The 16152-nt window shown below is 63.1% G+C and carries 17 protein-coding genes; 16 read left to right on the top strand and 1 reads right to left on the bottom strand.

What is annotated here, in order from left to right:
• The first annotated feature begins 69 nt into the window (after positions 1 to 69).
• From folE to istB, 16 genes are all read left to right on the top strand, one after another.
• Entirely contained in the window at positions 70 to 765 is a 696-nt protein-coding gene (gene folE / locus HAP41_RS20615; protein WP_224580784.1) for a GTP cyclohydrolase I, read from the top strand.
• A complete protein-coding gene (locus HAP41_RS20610; protein ID WP_166097236.1) occupies positions 756 to 1175 on the top strand; it encodes a 6-pyruvoyl trahydropterin synthase family protein in 420 nt (139 codons plus the stop codon). Before folE ends, HAP41_RS20610 begins: the two co-directional genes overlap by 10 nt.
• Positions 1175 to 1828: a 7-carboxy-7-deazaguanine synthase QueE gene (gene queE / locus HAP41_RS20605; RefSeq protein WP_166097237.1), complete on the top strand. Its 654-nt coding sequence runs from the start codon at positions 1175 to 1177 to the stop codon at positions 1826 to 1828. Before HAP41_RS20610 ends, queE begins: the two co-directional genes overlap by 1 nt.
• Entirely contained in the window at positions 1825 to 2412 is a 588-nt protein-coding gene (locus HAP41_RS20600) for a hypothetical protein (RefSeq protein ID WP_224580785.1), read from the top strand. The genes queE and HAP41_RS20600 overlap by 4 nt, the downstream gene beginning before the upstream one ends.
• A gap of 25 nt (positions 2413 to 2437) precedes the next feature.
• Positions 2438 to 4360, top strand: coding sequence for a terminase gpA endonuclease subunit (locus tag HAP41_RS20595; RefSeq protein ID WP_248577220.1), 1923 nt, complete (start codon positions 2438 to 2440; stop codon positions 4358 to 4360).
• Positions 4320 to 4604: a phage head-tail joining protein gene (locus HAP41_RS20590; RefSeq protein WP_166097239.1), complete on the top strand. Its 285-nt coding sequence runs from the start codon at positions 4320 to 4322 to the stop codon at positions 4602 to 4604. The genes HAP41_RS20595 and HAP41_RS20590 overlap by 41 nt, the downstream gene beginning before the upstream one ends.
• A gap of 1 nt (position 4605) precedes the next feature.
• Positions 4606 to 6180 carry a phage portal protein gene (locus HAP41_RS20585; protein WP_166097240.1) on the top strand — a complete coding sequence of 525 codons (1575 nt, stop codon included), beginning with the start codon at positions 4606 to 4608 and terminating at the stop codon, positions 6178 to 6180.
• 12 nt (positions 6181 to 6192) lie between these two features.
• Positions 6193 to 7221 (top strand): head maturation protease, ClpP-related, encoded by a 1029-nt coding sequence (locus HAP41_RS20580; protein WP_166097241.1) that lies wholly within the window; start codon positions 6193 to 6195, stop codon positions 7219 to 7221.
• A gap of 150 nt (positions 7222 to 7371) precedes the next feature.
• Positions 7372 to 7911 (top strand): head decoration protein, encoded by a 540-nt coding sequence (locus tag HAP41_RS20575; protein WP_166097242.1) that lies wholly within the window; start codon positions 7372 to 7374, stop codon positions 7909 to 7911.
• A 53-nt stretch (positions 7912 to 7964) separates the two neighbouring features.
• Positions 7965 to 8975 carry a major capsid protein gene (locus HAP41_RS20570; RefSeq protein WP_166097243.1) on the top strand — a complete coding sequence of 337 codons (1011 nt, stop codon included), beginning with the start codon at positions 7965 to 7967 and terminating at the stop codon, positions 8973 to 8975.
• 61 nt (positions 8976 to 9036) lie between these two features.
• Positions 9037 to 9390 (top strand): head-tail joining protein, encoded by a 354-nt coding sequence (locus HAP41_RS20565; protein WP_166097246.1) that lies wholly within the window; start codon positions 9037 to 9039, stop codon positions 9388 to 9390.
• Positions 9387 to 9947, top strand: coding sequence for a hypothetical protein (locus HAP41_RS20560; RefSeq protein ID WP_166097249.1), 561 nt, complete (start codon positions 9387 to 9389; stop codon positions 9945 to 9947). Before HAP41_RS20565 ends, HAP41_RS20560 begins: the two co-directional genes overlap by 4 nt.
• Positions 9948 to 9994: 47 nt before the next feature.
• On the top strand, positions 9995 to 11539 hold the full coding sequence (locus HAP41_RS20555) for a phage tail sheath subtilisin-like domain-containing protein (RefSeq protein ID WP_166097252.1): 1545 nt from the start codon (positions 9995 to 9997) through the stop codon (positions 11537 to 11539).
• An 83-nt stretch (positions 11540 to 11622) separates the two neighbouring features.
• Complete coding sequence (locus tag HAP41_RS20550; protein ID WP_166105878.1) at positions 11623 to 13110, top strand: IS701 family transposase; 1488 nt, start codon at positions 11623 to 11625, stop codon at positions 13108 to 13110.
• A gap of 110 nt (positions 13111 to 13220) precedes the next feature.
• Positions 13221 to 14732, top strand: a complete 1512-nt coding sequence (gene istA, locus HAP41_RS20545; protein WP_166105319.1) for an IS21 family transposase — start codon at positions 13221 to 13223, stop codon at positions 14730 to 14732.
• Positions 14733 to 14746: 14 nt separating this feature from the next.
• Entirely contained in the window at positions 14747 to 15499 is a 753-nt protein-coding gene (istB, locus tag HAP41_RS20540; RefSeq protein ID WP_166057122.1) for an IS21-like element helper ATPase IstB, read from the top strand.
• Here the strand turns inward: istB and HAP41_RS20535 are convergent.
• On the bottom strand, positions 15484 to 15741 hold the full coding sequence (locus tag HAP41_RS20535) for a hypothetical protein (protein ID WP_166097253.1): 258 nt from the start codon (positions 15739 to 15741) through the stop codon (positions 15484 to 15486). The two genes, istB and HAP41_RS20535, sit on opposite strands and share 16 nt — an antisense overlap.
• Positions 15742 to 16152 lie beyond the last annotated feature (411 nt).

Raw genomic sequence — 16152 nt, 5'->3', positions numbered from 1 at the left:
TCTAGACGGCCATTCAACCACCGACAACGATGAAAAATGCGAGCTAATCCGTTGAAAGATAAGCACAACTTGTCTGTTCTGCTCCCCAGGCCGGGTGACACCGTCCGAAATCGGCTCAAATCGGCGGGCCGGACCTATCTGGCCAACGACAACATTTCCGACGCCCTGCTGCCCGGCGATCTCGCCGCCATCGAGCACGAGGTCGAGCGCTGCACTGGTGCGATGCTCGACGCCCTGGTGATCGACACCGAGAACGATCACAACACGCGCGGCACCGCGAAGCGGCTCGCAAAAATGTTCGTGCATGAGGTGTTTGCTGGGCGCTATCTGCCGCCGCCGACGTGCACCGACTTTCCGAACGTCAGATCGATGGACGAGATTTACGTTGTTGGCCCGATCACCGTTCGCTCAGCGTGCTCGCACCATCTCTGCCCGATCGAGGGCGAGGTCTGGTTCGGCGTTATTCCTGGCGAGCGCGTGATCGGCATCTCGAAATTTTCGCGCATCGCCAACTGGATTTTGTCGCGGCCCCAGATACAGGAGGAGGCCATCATGCAGCTCGCCGACGAGGTCGAGAGCATCATCGCGCCGCGTGGGCTTGCCGTTGTGCTCAGCGCACGCCACTCTTGCATGACATGGCGCGGCGTGAAGGAAGACGGCACCACCATGACCACATCCGTGATGCGCGGCATCTTCCGCGACGGTCCCGCCGCCCGCGCCGAGGTGCTGTCGCTCATCCAAGCCAAGGGCTTCCGATGCCGGTAATCCGGGCCACCCGCTATCACGACATTTCTTGCGGCCATCGCGTGGTCGATCACGAGGGCACGTGCCAGCACCTGCATGGCCATAACTATCGCGTGCACTTCCACTGCGAGGCCGATGCCCTCGATCACCTGGGCCGCATCATCGATTTCGGCGTGATCAAGTCCACGCTCTGCCAGTGGCTGGAGGACAATTGGGATCACCGCATGATGCTCTGGAAGTCCGACCCCTACCTGACCTCGCTGCTTCTGATCGATCCCTCGATCGTCACCGTGCCATTCAACCCGACCGCCGAGAACATCGCGGCGCATCTCCTCACCGTCGTCGGCCCCCAGGTGTTGCCGCCGACCGTCCGCTTGGTCCGCGTCGTAGTCGATGAGACCCGCAAATGCTCATGCGAGGCAGTGATCTGATGCTCCCCGTCAACGAGCTGTTTGAAACGGTCCAGGGCGAGGCAGCGTTCACCGGCATGCCCTCGACGTTCGTGCGGCTCCAGGGCTGCGACGTCGGCTGCCCCTGGTGCGACACCAAATACACCTGGGAGCTGAACCACACGCCCCCCGATCCGCTCGCCGTCATCCTGGGCAAGATCGAGCCAAGCCCGAGCTTTGCCGCCGTGTCGATCGACGAGCTGGTGCAGACCTTGTCGCAATCGCAATCCCGGCATCTGGTCCTGACCGGCGGCGAGCCGTGCATGTATGACCTCACCGAATTGTCGGGCCGCATGATCGCCGACGGCTGGACCGTGCAGGTCGAGACCAGCGGCACCGAGCCGATCCGCATCGACCCGAGAGCATGGGTTACCGTCTCGCCCAAGATCCGCATGCCCGGCGGAAAAATCTTCCGCTCCGATGCGTGGCAGCGCGCCAACGAAATCAAGATGCCGGTCGGCAAGCCCGCTGATGTCCAGATGCTGCTTGAACTCATCGCCTTGTATGGTCCGGCGATGGTCTGGCTTCAGCCGCTATCCATGAGCGAGAAGGCAACCGCGCTCTGCATCGAAGCGGCACGGCGCAATCGCTGGCGCATCAGCGTTCAGACCCACAAATTCCTGGGCGTGCGGTGAGCAACGAAGAAGACATTGGCGACGACCAGCCGCCCGCGGGCGATCGGTTCGTCTCCGTCACCGAGTTCGCGGCATTCGCCGACTACACGGCGACCTATATTCGCCAGCTCCAGCGTGAAGGGTCATTGCCTCGTGGCGGCCGAGGGATGATCCCGTTCATCGCAGGCGTCCGCGCCCTGATCCGCTTTTTGCGTGACAGCGAACGTCGCAGCAGCAAGAGTGCCGCCGACAGCCGGGTGCGCGATGCCCGCGCTCGCGAAATCGAATTGCGCAATCTGGAGAACGAGAAGCGGCTGGTCGAGATCGAGGACGTGAATGGCCTCGTTGATGAGATGGTCGGCACCTTCCGTTCCGAATTGGCAGGGCTGTCGGCCCGCGTCACGCGCGACCTAACCTTCCGCCGAACGATAGATCAGGCGCTAAATGACATCCTCAATCGCCTCGCGGATGCTTTCAACGAAAAGGCAAACCTTCTGGGCGCGCGCAGCGCTGCTGCTGGTCCCGTCCAAGCAAGTGACCCCGGACGTTTGGGCATCGGAGAACCGCATTTATCCGCGCACGGCGGCAATACCGGGACCGCGTGATCCTCTCCTGACGCCCTATATCGTCATGCCGTCGAGCCTCATCGCGTCGGCCGAATACAAGCGCATCGTGCTCGCGTTCGGAGCTCAGACCGGCAAGACCGAAATGATCCTCGACGTCGTCGGGCAGCGCCTGGACCAGCGGCCAGCCCCGATCCTGTATGTCGGGCCGAACAAGCAATTCCTCAGCGAGCAGTTCGAGCCCCGCGTCATGGCGCTGCTCGACGAGGCGCCGACGCTCACCGCGAAGGTCGCGCGCGGCAAACGCATGACCAAGACGCGCAAGGTCGTCGGCGGCGTCCCGTTTCGATTGGCGCATGCCGGGTCCTCGACCGCGTTGAAATCCGATCCCGCCGCGCTCGCGCTCGTCGACGAGTACGACGAGATGAGGAACAACGTGAACCACCAGGGCGGCCCGCTCGGACTGGTCGAGCGACGCGGCGACACCTATGCCGACTTCGTCTGTGTCGTCACCTCGACGCCGAAGCGCGGCAGGTTGGCCACGGTCAAGGACGAGACCAGCGGCCTGTTTTTCTGGGAGGTCGCGGTGGCCGAGGACATCGAAAGCCCCATCTGGCAACTCTGGCAACAGGGCACCCGGCATCACTGGAGCTGGCCGTGCCCGCATTGTGACGAATACTTTGTGCCGCGCTTCGACCTGTTGCGCTTCCCGCTCAAGGCCACGCCATTGGAAGCTGCGCGCGAGACCTTCCTCGAATGCCCGCGCTGCCATGGTGTCATCGAGGACCATCACAAGACCGAGATGAACGCGCGTGGTCGCTATGTCGCGCCTGGGCAGACCATCGACAAGGACGGCATCGTCCACGGCGCACCGCCTGACGCCATGGCGGCATCGTTCTGGGTCAGTGGCCTGGCGTCGCCCTTCGTCAGCTTCGGCGAGCGTGTCGCGGTGCTGGTCGAGGCGCAGCAGAGCGGCGACCCCGCCATGGTGCAGCAGGCGATCAACGCAGGCTTCGGCGAGCTGTACTCACCCGGCGGCGGCGAGGTGCCCGAATGGATGGAAATCAAGACCAAGTCGCAGCAGGCCACCTACAAGCGCGGCGAGGTGCCCGAGGACGTTCTTTATCTTACCCTCACCTGCGACGTGCAGCGGCAGTCGATCCCGTGGGTGATCCGCGGCTGGGGCGCACGCGCGACCTCGTGGCTGATCAATTACGGCTATCTCCGTGGCGACACTTCCGAGGCGGAAATCTGGGCCGCGCTCGGGGATCTGGTGACACAGCCAATCGATGGCTTGCCGATCCGGCTCACCTTCATCGACAGCGGCTTTCGCCCAGGCAAGACCGACACCCTGCCGCTCAACCGGGTCTACGAATTCTGCCGCCGCTTCATGCGCCGGGTCCGGCCAACCAAGGGCAGCAGCTCGCCGATGCGTACGCCACTGATCTTTTCCAAGCTCGAGGTCAGCCGCAAGGACGGGCGTGCGGCCAAGTACGGCCTGGAGTTGGTTCGCCTGGACACCGACCACTGGAAAAGCTGGGTGCATGAGCGGCTGCGCTGGCCCGAGGATCACATCGGCGGCTGGCACGTCTTCAAGGGTATCGATGACGATTACTGCCACCAGCTCGTCAGCGAAGCGCGGCTCAAGCAGCCGACCGGCAGGGTCGAGTGGGTGCAGCGCTCGCGCGACAACCACTTCTTCGATTGCGAGGCGATGCAGGCGGCAGCGGGCTACCTGCTCAACGTGCAGCGCATCCCATTGCAAAAAACTCATGACAGGAATAAGGATGGCGTCGGCACGCAGCCGGAAACCCCATCCGAGGTAGAGAGCGCTCGCGAAGCGCCCCCAGTCCCTCACGCGCGGTCGCAGGATCAGGCGCATCGTCAGATCGAGCTATCTCGGAGCCTAGTGGCTCCGTGCCGTGCCGGCAGACCAACCCCGTGCAGAGTTGTCGAGCGCGCAACAGCTTGCGCTCGCCCGTGCGCTTGATCCGCGCCGCCGCGAAGCCAAAGCCACGCCGGAAGAGATCGTCTCGCAGATCACTGTCCTGAAGACGCTCATCGTCTCTGGCGTCAACAGCGCTGGCTATGGTGACAAGCGCACCGAATTCCGTTCGCTCGCCGAGCTGCGGCAAATCCTCTCCGGCCTCGAAGAAGACCTCGCCGATGCCTTGGGCCTGGGCGGGCGCATTCGCCAGATCAGGATGACCACTCAAGCCGACAAGGGGCTGTGAGATGGGATTGCGCGACATCCTGTCGGAGGGAATTCTGGGCCGGTTCATACCGAGCACCAGCAAGCGCGCCAGCAACTACTACGACGGCGGCGCGCAGCGGCGCCGGCTGAAGAGCTGGCAGCCGACGCAGTACACCACTAACACGATCCTGTCTTCGACCGGCGCGCTGTTGCGCGCTCGGGCGCGGGATGCGCTGCGCAACAACCCGCACGCCAACGCCGCTTGCGAGAGCTTCGTCGCCAACCTGATCGGCACCGGCATCAAGCCGTCATCGCTCCTGACCGAGAACGCCAAACTGCGCGACACCATCATGCAGCTCTGGCTGGACTGGACCGACGACGCCGATGCCGATGGGCTGGCCGATCTGTACGGCTTGCAGACGATCGTCGCACGCGCGCTGTTCGAAGCTGGCGAGTGCTTCATCCGCTTCCGCAGCCGCCGGATCGAGGACGGCTACGCCGTGCCGCTCCAGGTGCAACTGCTCGAAAGCGAGATGTGCCCGTACTGGCTGAACATGCAGGCGCCCAACGGCAACTGGATCATGAACGGCGTCGAGCTGGACCTGTTGGGCAAACGCGCGGCGTACTGGTTCTATCCCGTCCACCCCGGCGACGCGCCGATCGAGATCAGCGGCTCGATGCAGCCGGTGCGCGTCCCGGCATCCGAGGTGCTGCACGTCTTCAAGTGCACCCGGCCCGGCCAGATGCGCGGCGTCCCGCTGATCACGCCCGCCCTGGTGCGGATGTTCCTGCTCGACCAGTACGACGACGCCGAGCTGGAGCGGAAGCGCATCTCCGCGATGTTCGCGGGCTTCATCACCACGCCGACGCCGGAAGACGTGATCCCGATCGACGGCACCGACACCAGCGCGCCGCAGGACAACATCGGGCTGAGCGGTCTCGAACCTGGGACCATGCAGACATTGCTGCCCGGCGAAGACATCAAGTTTTCCGAGCCCGCCGATGTCGGCGGCGCTTACGAGGCGTACCAGTATCGCCAGCAGCTCGCGCTGTTCAGTGGGCTTGGCATGCCCTATTCGGTCTGCACCAGCGATCTGCGGCGCGCGAACTATTCGTCGCTGCGCGGCTCGATCGTCGAGTTCAGGCGCAAGCTGGAGCAATTCCAGCACAACATCATCGTATTTCAGATGTGCGTGCCGATCTGGCGCCGCTGGCTCGACACCGCCGTGCTGGCCCAGGCGATCCCGCTCGACGCCAGCGCCTATCTTGCGGAGCAGGCGACCTATCAGCGCGCGAAATGGATACCGCAGCGCAATGATTGGGTCGATCCGCTCAAGGACCGGCAGGCCGAAAAACTCGCAGTCGATGCGGGCTTCAAGAGCCGCAGCGACGTGGTCGAAGCCGAAGGCAACGACCCGGAGGAAAACGACCGGCGCATTGCTGCAGACAAAGCGCGCGAGGAAGACCTCGATCTGATTTTCCCCGTGGTCTACGCGGCGGCTACCCAGCCCGGCGATCAAGCAGCAGCGGATCAGGCCGCGCAAGACGCCGCGGATGCCGCCGATCAAGCAGCACAGGAACAAGCCGACGAGGCCGCAGCCTCCGACGCGGCATGAAGGAGCACGCACATGCGCCAGTGGTTCACGATGAAGGCCCAGGACAAGACCGCCGAGATCGTCATCTACGACGAGATCGGCAAGTCGTGGTGGGGCGAAGAGACCGTCAGCGCCAAACAGTTCTTGGATGACCTTACCGCGCTGGGCGATGTCGAAAACGTCACCCTGAGGATCAACTCGCCCGGCGGCGATGTGTTCGACGGCGTCGCGATCCACAACGCGCTGAAGAACCACAAGGCCACGGTGACCGCGCAAATCGACGGCATCGCGGCATCTGCCGCGTCCTTCATTGCCATGGCCGCCGACAAGATCGTGATGCCGAGCAACAGCTTCATGCTGATCCATGGCGCCTCCGGGTTGTCGATCGGGAACGCCGACGACATGCGCGCGGTGGCAGACGACCTCGACCGCATCGACAAGTCGCTGACCTCGACCTACGTGGCGCGCACCAAGAGCACCACCGCCAAGGTCAAGGCGCTGATGAAAGAGGACCGGCTGATGGATGCAGCCGAAGCGAAGCAGTGGGGCTTTGCCGACGAAGTCACCTCAGAGAAAAAGATGGCCGCGAAGTTCTCCCTGCGGCTTCTCCCAAAGGCGGCAGCCGATCGCTTCCGCGCCGAGACGGGGACCGAACCGGGTGAGCCTTCACCTGCCGACCCCGAGGTGCCGGAGGTGCCGCCTGCGCCTCCGGCACCGCCCAAAGAAGAACCTCCGGCGGAAGCGCCGCCCGCAGAGACCGAGCCAGTGCCTGCCGCATCGTCGGCGAAGGTCATCACGCTCGATGCCGCGAAGAAGCAAGGCATCGAGGAGCACCGGGCGTATGTCGCCAGCGTCACCGACCTCTGCACGCTGGCGTCAACGCCGGAGCGCGTCGGCGGGTACGTGCGCGCGAATACGCCGATCGAGCAGGTCCGCAAGGAATTGCTGGCGGTGCGCGCGGCAGAAACGGTGATGCCGCATCACCCGCTGGTGCCGCCAGCGGCTCCGGCAACGGCGTGGAACACAATCACCGACAAGATCAACGCGCGCTTCAGGAAGTAAACCAGAGAGGAGCTTTAAAATGGCACGCCCCCCCATGAGCATGAGCGCGACGAACCCGCGCGCGAGCAGCCGAAGCCCCAGCCCGCGCAGCCCGACAACGCAAAGGCCGCCGCCGACGCGGAGACGAAAGCCGAGGAAGGCCGCAAGGCCATGTATGAGCGCGAGCAGAAGCGCCGCGAAGACGAGTTCAAGGAGAACGAGGCGCGCATCGCGGCAGAGCGCGAGCGCAAAGCGGAGCAAGAGAAGGAAGCCGAGCGCCGCGCCAAGATGAGCCCGGAGGAGCTGGCCGCCGAAGTCTCTCCGTTCGCTGCGACCGTCCCGCACTTCCCTGTCTTGAACGAGCCGCATCACAGCGCGGAGTTCATTCTGAGCGAAGCCAACGGTCAGCGTTCGCGCGGGGCTGCGTACTTCGCTGACCCGGCAACCATCTATGTCGGGATGCCAGTGAAGAAAACGGCGGAGGCAACCGCAACGCAACCGGCGACCTACGTTCCGGCAGCGGTTGGCGCGGATTGCATGGCGCTCTGCATCTACGCTGGCGGCACCATCCCCGGCGAAGGTCTGCGCACCGCAGTCATCGTGCGCGATGCCGAGGTGAACAAGAACCTGATTTCCTGGGGCGCGATTACCGCACCCGAGCAGGTCATCGGCATGCAGACGCTCGCGACCAACGGCATCATCGCCCGCTAGTCGGGCGATCCCATCAACGCTCGCCGACAGGCAGCTAAACAAGGAACACGGAAATGCTTGACGTATTTCGCGGCGATGCCTTCGGCGTTATCCCGCTGTCGCTCGCCATCAATAACCTGAAGTTCATTCCCGGTTACATCAGCAGCCGGGGCATCTTTACCACGACCAGCATCGCCGCCACATCGGTCGCAATCGAGGAAAAGAACAACGTCCTCACGTTGGTCGCCCCGACGCCTCGCGGCGCGCCGGGCACCACGATTGCGAAGCCCCGGCGCGCGATGCGTATGCTTGGCGTTCCCCACTTTGAAATCAACGACGCCATCATGGCCGAGGAAGTGCAAGGCGTTCGCCCGTTCGGTGAGGAGACCGGCACAGAAGCGGTGATGACGAAGGTCGGCGAGCGGATGCAGACCGCTGGCCAGTCGCTGGAGTACACGCAGGAGCATGCCCGCGTCGGCGCGATCAAGGGCATCATCACCTACGCTGACGGCACGGTGCTGAACCTGTTTGTCGAGTACGGCATCGCGGCTCCGGCGGCGATCAACTTCCCGTTCACGACCGCAAACGACGGGACGATCCGCAAGACGTGTCAGCAGCTCATCCGCACCATGGGCAACAATCTCGACGGTCAGGGCTTCGCAGGCGTCGAGGCGATTTGCGGCGATGCGTTCTTCGACGCGATGATCATGTGCCCCGAAGTGCGTGCGACCTACCTCAATCAGGCCGACGCCAGCGAGCTGCGCACGCAGTACGTCAGCGCAGGTCAGACCTGGGGTAGCTTCACCTTCGGCGGCATCCTGTGGACGAACTATCGTGGCTACGCTGCGGGCCAGCCGATGGTCGAAACCAACATGGCGTACTTCTATCCGACAGGTGTGCCGAACCTGTTCCCCACGGTCTACGCGCCAGCCGACTACATCGAGACCGTCAACACGATGGGCCTGCCGCGCTACGTCAAGCAGTACGCGATGCCCAACGATAAGGGCGTCCACATGGACACCCAGATGAATGCGCTGAACTTCTGCTCGCGCCCGCTGGCCTTGCAGAAGGGGTCATTCACCTAACCTACCCTGAGACTGAACCCGGCGCTTATTGCACCGGGTTACCTCCTTCGAGGCGCAGCTCGTGATCGACTTCGATGCACTGGTGCTCAAACCGGCAGGCATCATCTTCCAGATCAGGATCAGCGTCACCCCGCTGGTGACGCAGCCGGGTGTGCCTGCCTACGAAGCGAACGGCGTCTACAACAAGCGCGACCTCGATGTCGAGATGCAGGACGGCACCATCTTCTCCGACCACGAAGTCTCGCTTGGCATCCGGCTGCGAGACTTCGTCATCCCCCCGGACCAGGGCGATCTGATCAACATCATCGACGAGCGGCATCCGGCCTTCGGTCAGCAATACTGGGTCGGTGACAGTGACGAAGACGGACAAGGCGGCGCGATGCTGCTGCTCCGGACCAAGGAGCCGCCGTCATGACACAGCTCGCCATCGACATTCAGGCAAAGGCGATGGAGCTGCTGCAGGCTGGGTTCGGCGCGCGCTTCAAGACCTATCGCCTCACCCCTATGCTGCAGGTGCAGCCCGGCGATCTGCCGATCCTGGGCGTCTACATTCTGCGCGAGAGACACCTTCCACATGGATCGTACAATCACGCCGAGCCGAAGTTCGACACCGAGCTGACGCTGGGCTTTTCCGGCGGCGTTCATGTCGAGACCGACAAGCAGGACCAGCTCAGTCAGCTGGAAAACTGGATGGGCGAGCTGCTCGAAATTCTTCTCACCAATCCGAAGTTCGTCAAGCTGACCGAAGGCATGACGGGCATCGACCGTGTCGGCCAGTACGCCACGGTCGGCGAAACAACGCTCTACGAAATCAGGCTGGAAATGGGAACGCGGTACTGGACGGATTACCCGCCCAAGGTCGTCGACGACCTCAAGACCGTGCACATCACCACGCAATTCCCCGACAAGGAACACGTCGAGAGCGGCACCGAGCAGATCGAGCGCGTCTACGACATCGAGACGACACCCTAAAGCGGGCGCTGCCCGCGTCACCACTGGCGAAGAAGGAGACCGCGCTCATGCCCGTGTCATTCAATTCAATCCCGCAAAGCTGGCGGATGCCGCTCTATTGGGTCGAGGTCGATCCGAGCATGGCCGGTTATCCGCGCTCGCGGCTGACGTCACTGATCATCGGCTCCATGAACGACGACGGCGAGGCGCTGCCCGACGTGCCGATCCCGGTGCCATCGCAGGCAGACGCGCGCAGGCTGTTCGGCTTCGGCTCGATGCTTGACGGCATGGTCGAGTTCTTCACCAAGAACAATTTTGCGCAGGAGCTGTGGGTGGTCCCGGTCGCGCAGCCAGCAGCGGGCGTGGTCGCCACCGGCACCATCACCGTCGCCACCGCGGCGACTTCGGCTGGCACGCTGCCGGTCTACATCGCCGGTCGCAGGGTGCAGATTTTCGTCGCGGCAGGCGAAGCCGTGGACGATACCGCAACCAAGATCGCGGACGCGATCACCGCTGATCTGTCGATGCCGGTGACGGCAGTTGCTGCGGCAGGCGTGGTCACCCTTACCTGCAAGTGGAAGGGCGTCGAAGGCAACGACATCGACGTACGCATGGCCTATGGCGGCTTGCTCGCGGCCGAACAGGTGCCGTTCGGGCTCGAAATCACGCTGTCCGGCAACAAGCTGGCCGGCGGCACCGGGACGCCCGACATCTCGCAGGCGCTCACGAACCTTGGCGACAAAATCTACGAATACGTCGCCACCGGCTTCACCGACAGCACGTGCCTGGCGCTGCTGGAGGAGGAGTACGGGTTCGGCGACGAGGGGCGCTGGGGCTGGATGCGCCAGCTCTACGGGCACGTCTTCGGAGCGCGCACTGGCGCGGTCGCGGGCGGCGACCAGACCGGCCACACCGATCTGCTGACTTACGGTCCCAACAACAATAGCGGCGTGTTGTCCATCATGGGGGTCGAGCATCATTCGCCGACGCCGCCTTACTGCTGGGCGGCGGCTTACACCGCGAAGGCCGCGCGCGCTCTCTTGAACGACCCGGCGCGCCCGTTGCAGACGCTGGCGATGGAGGGTTGCCTGCCCGCGCCGAAGCACCAGCGCTTCACCATGAAGCAGTGCAACGACCTGTCCGGCGTCGGGATCGCAACGCAGGGCGTCAACGCTGACGGTGTCCCGGCAATCAGGCGTGAGAGCACGACCTACCAGAAGAACCTCTATGGTCAGGGTGACGATGCCTACGAGCTGGTGCCAACGCTGGCCACGCTGGCGAGGCTGTTCCGCAACCAGCGCTATGCGATCACCAGCAAGTATCCGAGGCACAAGCTGGCGGATGACGGCACGCGGTTTGGCGCAGGTCAGGCCATCGTGACGCCGAAGACCATCGAACTGATCGCACAGTATCGCCTGGATGAGTTCAACGGGCTGGTCGAGAACGCGATGGCGTTCAAGGCCAACCTGATCGTGGAGCGCGATAGCAACGATCCGAACCGCATCAACGTGCTCTACCCGCCGGACCTGATCAACCAGCTCCGCATCTTCGCAGTGCTGGCGCAATTCAGGCTTCAGTATAACAGGGGGATCGATACCGCGATTGCGATCTAGTACGACTGAGTCACAAAACCGCAGGCTTTATCCGGCCGGAATCAGCGATGGTTGAAGCATGGACCATCAGCCGAGGAGGCTACATGAGCGGGCGTGGCACCAAGACCAGTGAGATGCGATTTGCGACGTATTTGGAAGGGCTTGCCAGCGTCATCGGTCATGCTGATCGGAAGGCACCGCTGCGCGACTATTGCGTCGGCCTCATGGCCTGTGGCGGTCGTAAGAGCGTGGAGCCAATGGCGGCGATGACGGCTCCGGAACGGACGGCCGCCCAACATCAATCGCTGCTGCATTTCGTCGGCAGCGGCGCCTGGTCGGATGAGAAGGTGCTGGGCAAGGTACGAGAGATGGTCCTGCCGGCGATCGAACGCCAGGGCCCGATCGAAGCTTGGATCATCGATGACACCGGATTTCCCAAGCAGGGGCGACATTCGGTTGGAGTTGCACGGCAATATTGCGGGCAGCTCGGCAAGCAGGATAATTGCCAGGTGGCGGTGTCATTATCGATTGCCAATCACCACGCCAGCCTGCCTGTTGCCTACCGCCTTTATCTTCCGAAGGAATGGACTGAGGATTGCGATCGGCGGCGCAAGGTGGGCATTCCTGCCGAAGTCGGCTTCCGGACCAAGCCGGAGATCGCGCTGGAGCAGTTGCGGTGGGCCTGTGCGACCGGCCTTCCGCGTGGTGTCGTGCTGATGGACGCGGGCTATGGCAACAACAGCGATCTGCGCACGGAGATCACGGCGCTGGGATTGACCTATGTGGCGGGTCTTCTGTCGAGCACAACGGTATGGGCGCCCGGCACCGGTCCCTTGCCGCCGAAGCCATGGTCGGGCCGCGGCCGTCCCCCGAAACTGATGCGCCGCAACCGTCAGCGTCGGCCGGCCGCCGTTAAAGCGCTCGCGATCGGCCTGCCGGCCAAAGCTTGGCGCACCATCACGTGGCGGCAAGGAACGAACGAAAAGCTGAGCTCGCGCTTTGCCCGCGTGCGGGTCCGTGCCGCGCACCGTGATTATTGGCAAACCACCCAGCGGTTGGAGGAATGGTTGCTGATCGAATGGCCGAAAGGCGAGGACCAGCCTACCAAATACTGGCTCTCGACATTGCCGGAGGATGTGGCATTCCGGACTCTCGTAGAGACGGCTAAATTGCGCTGGCGCATCGAACGCGACTATCAGGAACTCAAGCAGGAGGTCGGGCTTGGCCACTTCGAGGGACGCGGCTGGCGCGGCTTTCATCATCACGCAACGATGTGCATTGCAGCCTTCGGATTCCTGATCTCCGAGCGGGAGGCGTTTCCCCCCTCAGGCGCTCGGCGCGCCCGGCCGATCCCGCTCGCTCGCGTTTCCGCGGATTACAGACCCCGCGGTTCTGCCGCTACGGACCCAACGTCACATTCCAAATTCGATCACGACGATGCGACGGCGACTCGAACAAGGGCTGGTCCGAACGTTGTCGAGATGTCCTTGTTGTGCAATCAAGTTCGCCCATTTCACAGACCACCGTTTGTGCGGATTCCGATTTATTCCGGCCACGATTCCGAAATGAAACCGGCCGGCATTCCGATTTGAAGCCGGCCGGGTTTTGGAAGTCGGCGTTTTCGTTTGGGTCAGTCCTTCAGGCATCAAGTCCCTCGTTGATCCACGAGGGGAAGCGGATGCCGGCCAAGAGAGAACTGACCATGCGACAGATACGACAGATGCTGCGGCTTGCCCGTGATGGGGTGAGCGCCCGGGAGATCGGGCGCACGCTCGGGGTGGCGCGCAGCACGATCCAGGACAATCTCAAGCGTGCCTCGACTGCCGGGCTGGCGTGGCCTTTGGCGGGCGATCTGACCGACGCCGTTCTTGAACAACGTCTGTTTGCCCATGCCGGCGTCAGGCGCGGCTTCCGCCGGCGCCGGGAGCCGGATTGGGCCTCGCTGGCCTGTGAGCTGAAGCGGCCTGGCGTCAATCTGATGGTGCTGTGGGAGGAGTACCGGGCGGTCCATCCGGAAGGTTATGGCTACAGCCGGTTCTGCGATTTATTCCGGGAATTCGAGCGGCGGCTGTCTCCGACGATGCGGCAGGACCATCCGGCCGGCGACAAGGTCTTTGTCGATTACTCCGGCAAGAAGATCATGATCGTTGATCGCGCAACCGGGGTTGTGCGCGACGCGGAGATCTTCGTCGCCGTGCTTGGCGCCTCGAATTACACCTACGCCGAGGCGACCTGGACGCAGACACTTCCGGACTGGATCGAGGCTCATGTCCGAATGTTCCGGTTCTTTGGCGGGGTGCCACGCCTCGTCGTCCCTGACAATCTGAAGTCCGGCGTGCACCGGGCGTCGTTCTACGACCCCGAAATCAATCGCAGCTACGGGATGATGGCGTCCCATTACGGCGTTGGCATCCTTCCGGCACGGCCAAGAAAGCCCCGGGATAAGGCAAAAGTGGAAGCCGGAGTGCGTTTTGCCCAGACCTATATCCTCGGGCGGCTTCGCCGGCAGACCTTCTTCTCGCTGGCTGAGGCGAATGCGGCAATCGCCGCCGCGCTGGAGCGCATCAACGCCCACGTCATGCGCCGGATCGGCGTCAGCCGCCGACAATTGTTCGAGACCGTCGAGATGCCTGTCCTGGCGCCGTTGCCGGATGCCGACTATCAGTTCGCGGAATGGCTCCTGGCCCGCGTCTCGCTCGATTATCACGTCGAGGTCGACGGCTTCTTCTACTCAGTTCCACACGGCCTGATCCGGGAGCAGGTCGACGTTCGCGCCACCACCCGGACCATCGAGTTGTTCCATCGGGGTTTGCGTGTTGCTGCTCACCAGCGCCGTTATGGCGGCCGCCGGCACGGCACTGATCCCGATCACATGCCCAGTGCGCATCGGCGTTACGCCGAGTGGACTCCCGATCGATTCCGGCGCTGGGGGCGGTCGATCGGGCCCAACACCGAGGGGCTCGTTCTCGCCATCCTGGCCAATCGGCCTCATCCCGAACAGGGATTCCGGACCTGTCTCGGCGTGCTTCGGCTGTTCAAGGATATTGATCCCGAACGCGCCGAGCTGATCGCGGCCCGCGCGGTCGCGGTCAGCGCACTGACCTACAAGAGCATCGCCTCCATCATCGCCAACAAGCTCGAACGCAGTTCTCGCGATACCGAGGACGCGATCATCGAACATCCCAATCTGCGCGGCCCCGGTTACTTCCATTGAAAGGATTATCCAGCATGCTCACCCATCCCACCCTCGACCTGCTGCATAGCCTTGGTCTCCACGGTATGGCCAAAGGCTTCAAGGACCTCGATGCCCAGTCCGAAGCGCGCAGCCTCGAACACGCCGAATGGCTGGCGTTGCTCCTGGAACACGAGAAAACGCTGCGCCAGCAAAAGCGGTTCGAAAGCAGAGCTCGAGCCGCCAAGCTGCGTCATGCCGCCTGCGTCGAGGATGTCGATTACCGCGCTATCCGCGGCCTCGACCGCACGCTCTTTCTAAAACTCGCCGCTGGCGACTGGATCCGGGCACGACATAATCTCCTTGTTACCGGGCCGTGCGGCGTCGGCAAGAGCTGGCTCGCTTGTGCCCTCGGCAACAAGGCTTGCCGAGACGACTTCTCAGTTGCCTACCATCGTGTGCCGCGTCTCTTCGCCGCTCTCGCACTCGGCCGCGCCGATGGCCGCTATACCAAGATGCTGCGGGCGATCGCACGACTTGATCTGCTGATCCTGGACGACTGGGGACCAGAACCTCTCGACGCCGACCAGCGCCGTGATTTGCTCGAAATCGTCGAGGATCGATACGAAGCCCGCTCGATTATCGTCACCAGCCAGCTGCCCGTCGATCGCTGGTACGAAATCATCGGCAACCCCACCATCGCCGACGCGATTCTCGATCGCCTCGTCCACAATGCCTACCGCATCGAACTCAAAGGAGAGAGCCTCAGGAAGCAGAAGCAACCCGCTCAAGATCAACCGGTCTCTTGACCTTCCCAGCCCTCGACGACATCATGAAATTGACCCATGCGAACGACGCCACGGGTGGCCGGCTTCAGATCGGAATACCCGGCCGGCTTCGAATTGGAATGCATGGCCGGCTTCGTCGGAATCCGCATGGTGATGCAGGGAGCGCAGTAGAGTTTGGCGATTTGATCACCATCCCAGGTGGTGAATGTCTCCATGTATTTGTTGAAGAAGGCAGATATCTCGACTTCAAGCGCTTCCGGCATGATTTGTCTCCAGAGCTTTCATGTTCTGCGACGAGCAAGCCAACCCGAATTGTCTTGGGTTGCGATACAGCGCACGCGGAATTCGGATGGCGACATGCCGTTCAGCCGATCCGCTGCTGGGTCCAACTCCGCGCAACTGGCCTGCTCTACAGTTACGATCTGATCCGCGGCCAACCAAGCTACGATCGGAACTGAAGGGCCAATGATTACGAGATAGGCCAAGCCGAGAGCGGGAGACCAACGTTCAATACCAAGCCCCGTCCGGAAGACCACGGCCATTCCTAAGCCGAAGCACGCGATCCAAACGGCAAGCCAACAAGCAGAGATCATTCGTCTCTCCCCGCTCCAACAGTGTGCGCAATGTTACCGTTGACGCCCATCTCTCGCCAGAAGACAGTTTGCACCGAAGGG

Source organism: Bradyrhizobium barranii subsp. apii (assembly GCF_011516635.5).
In the GTDB taxonomy this organism is placed as follows: domain Bacteria; phylum Pseudomonadota; class Alphaproteobacteria; order Rhizobiales; family Xanthobacteraceae; genus Bradyrhizobium; species Bradyrhizobium barranii.
The sequence above is the reverse complement of the archived record's forward strand: the minus strand, read 5'-3'. Positions and strand labels throughout refer to the sequence as shown.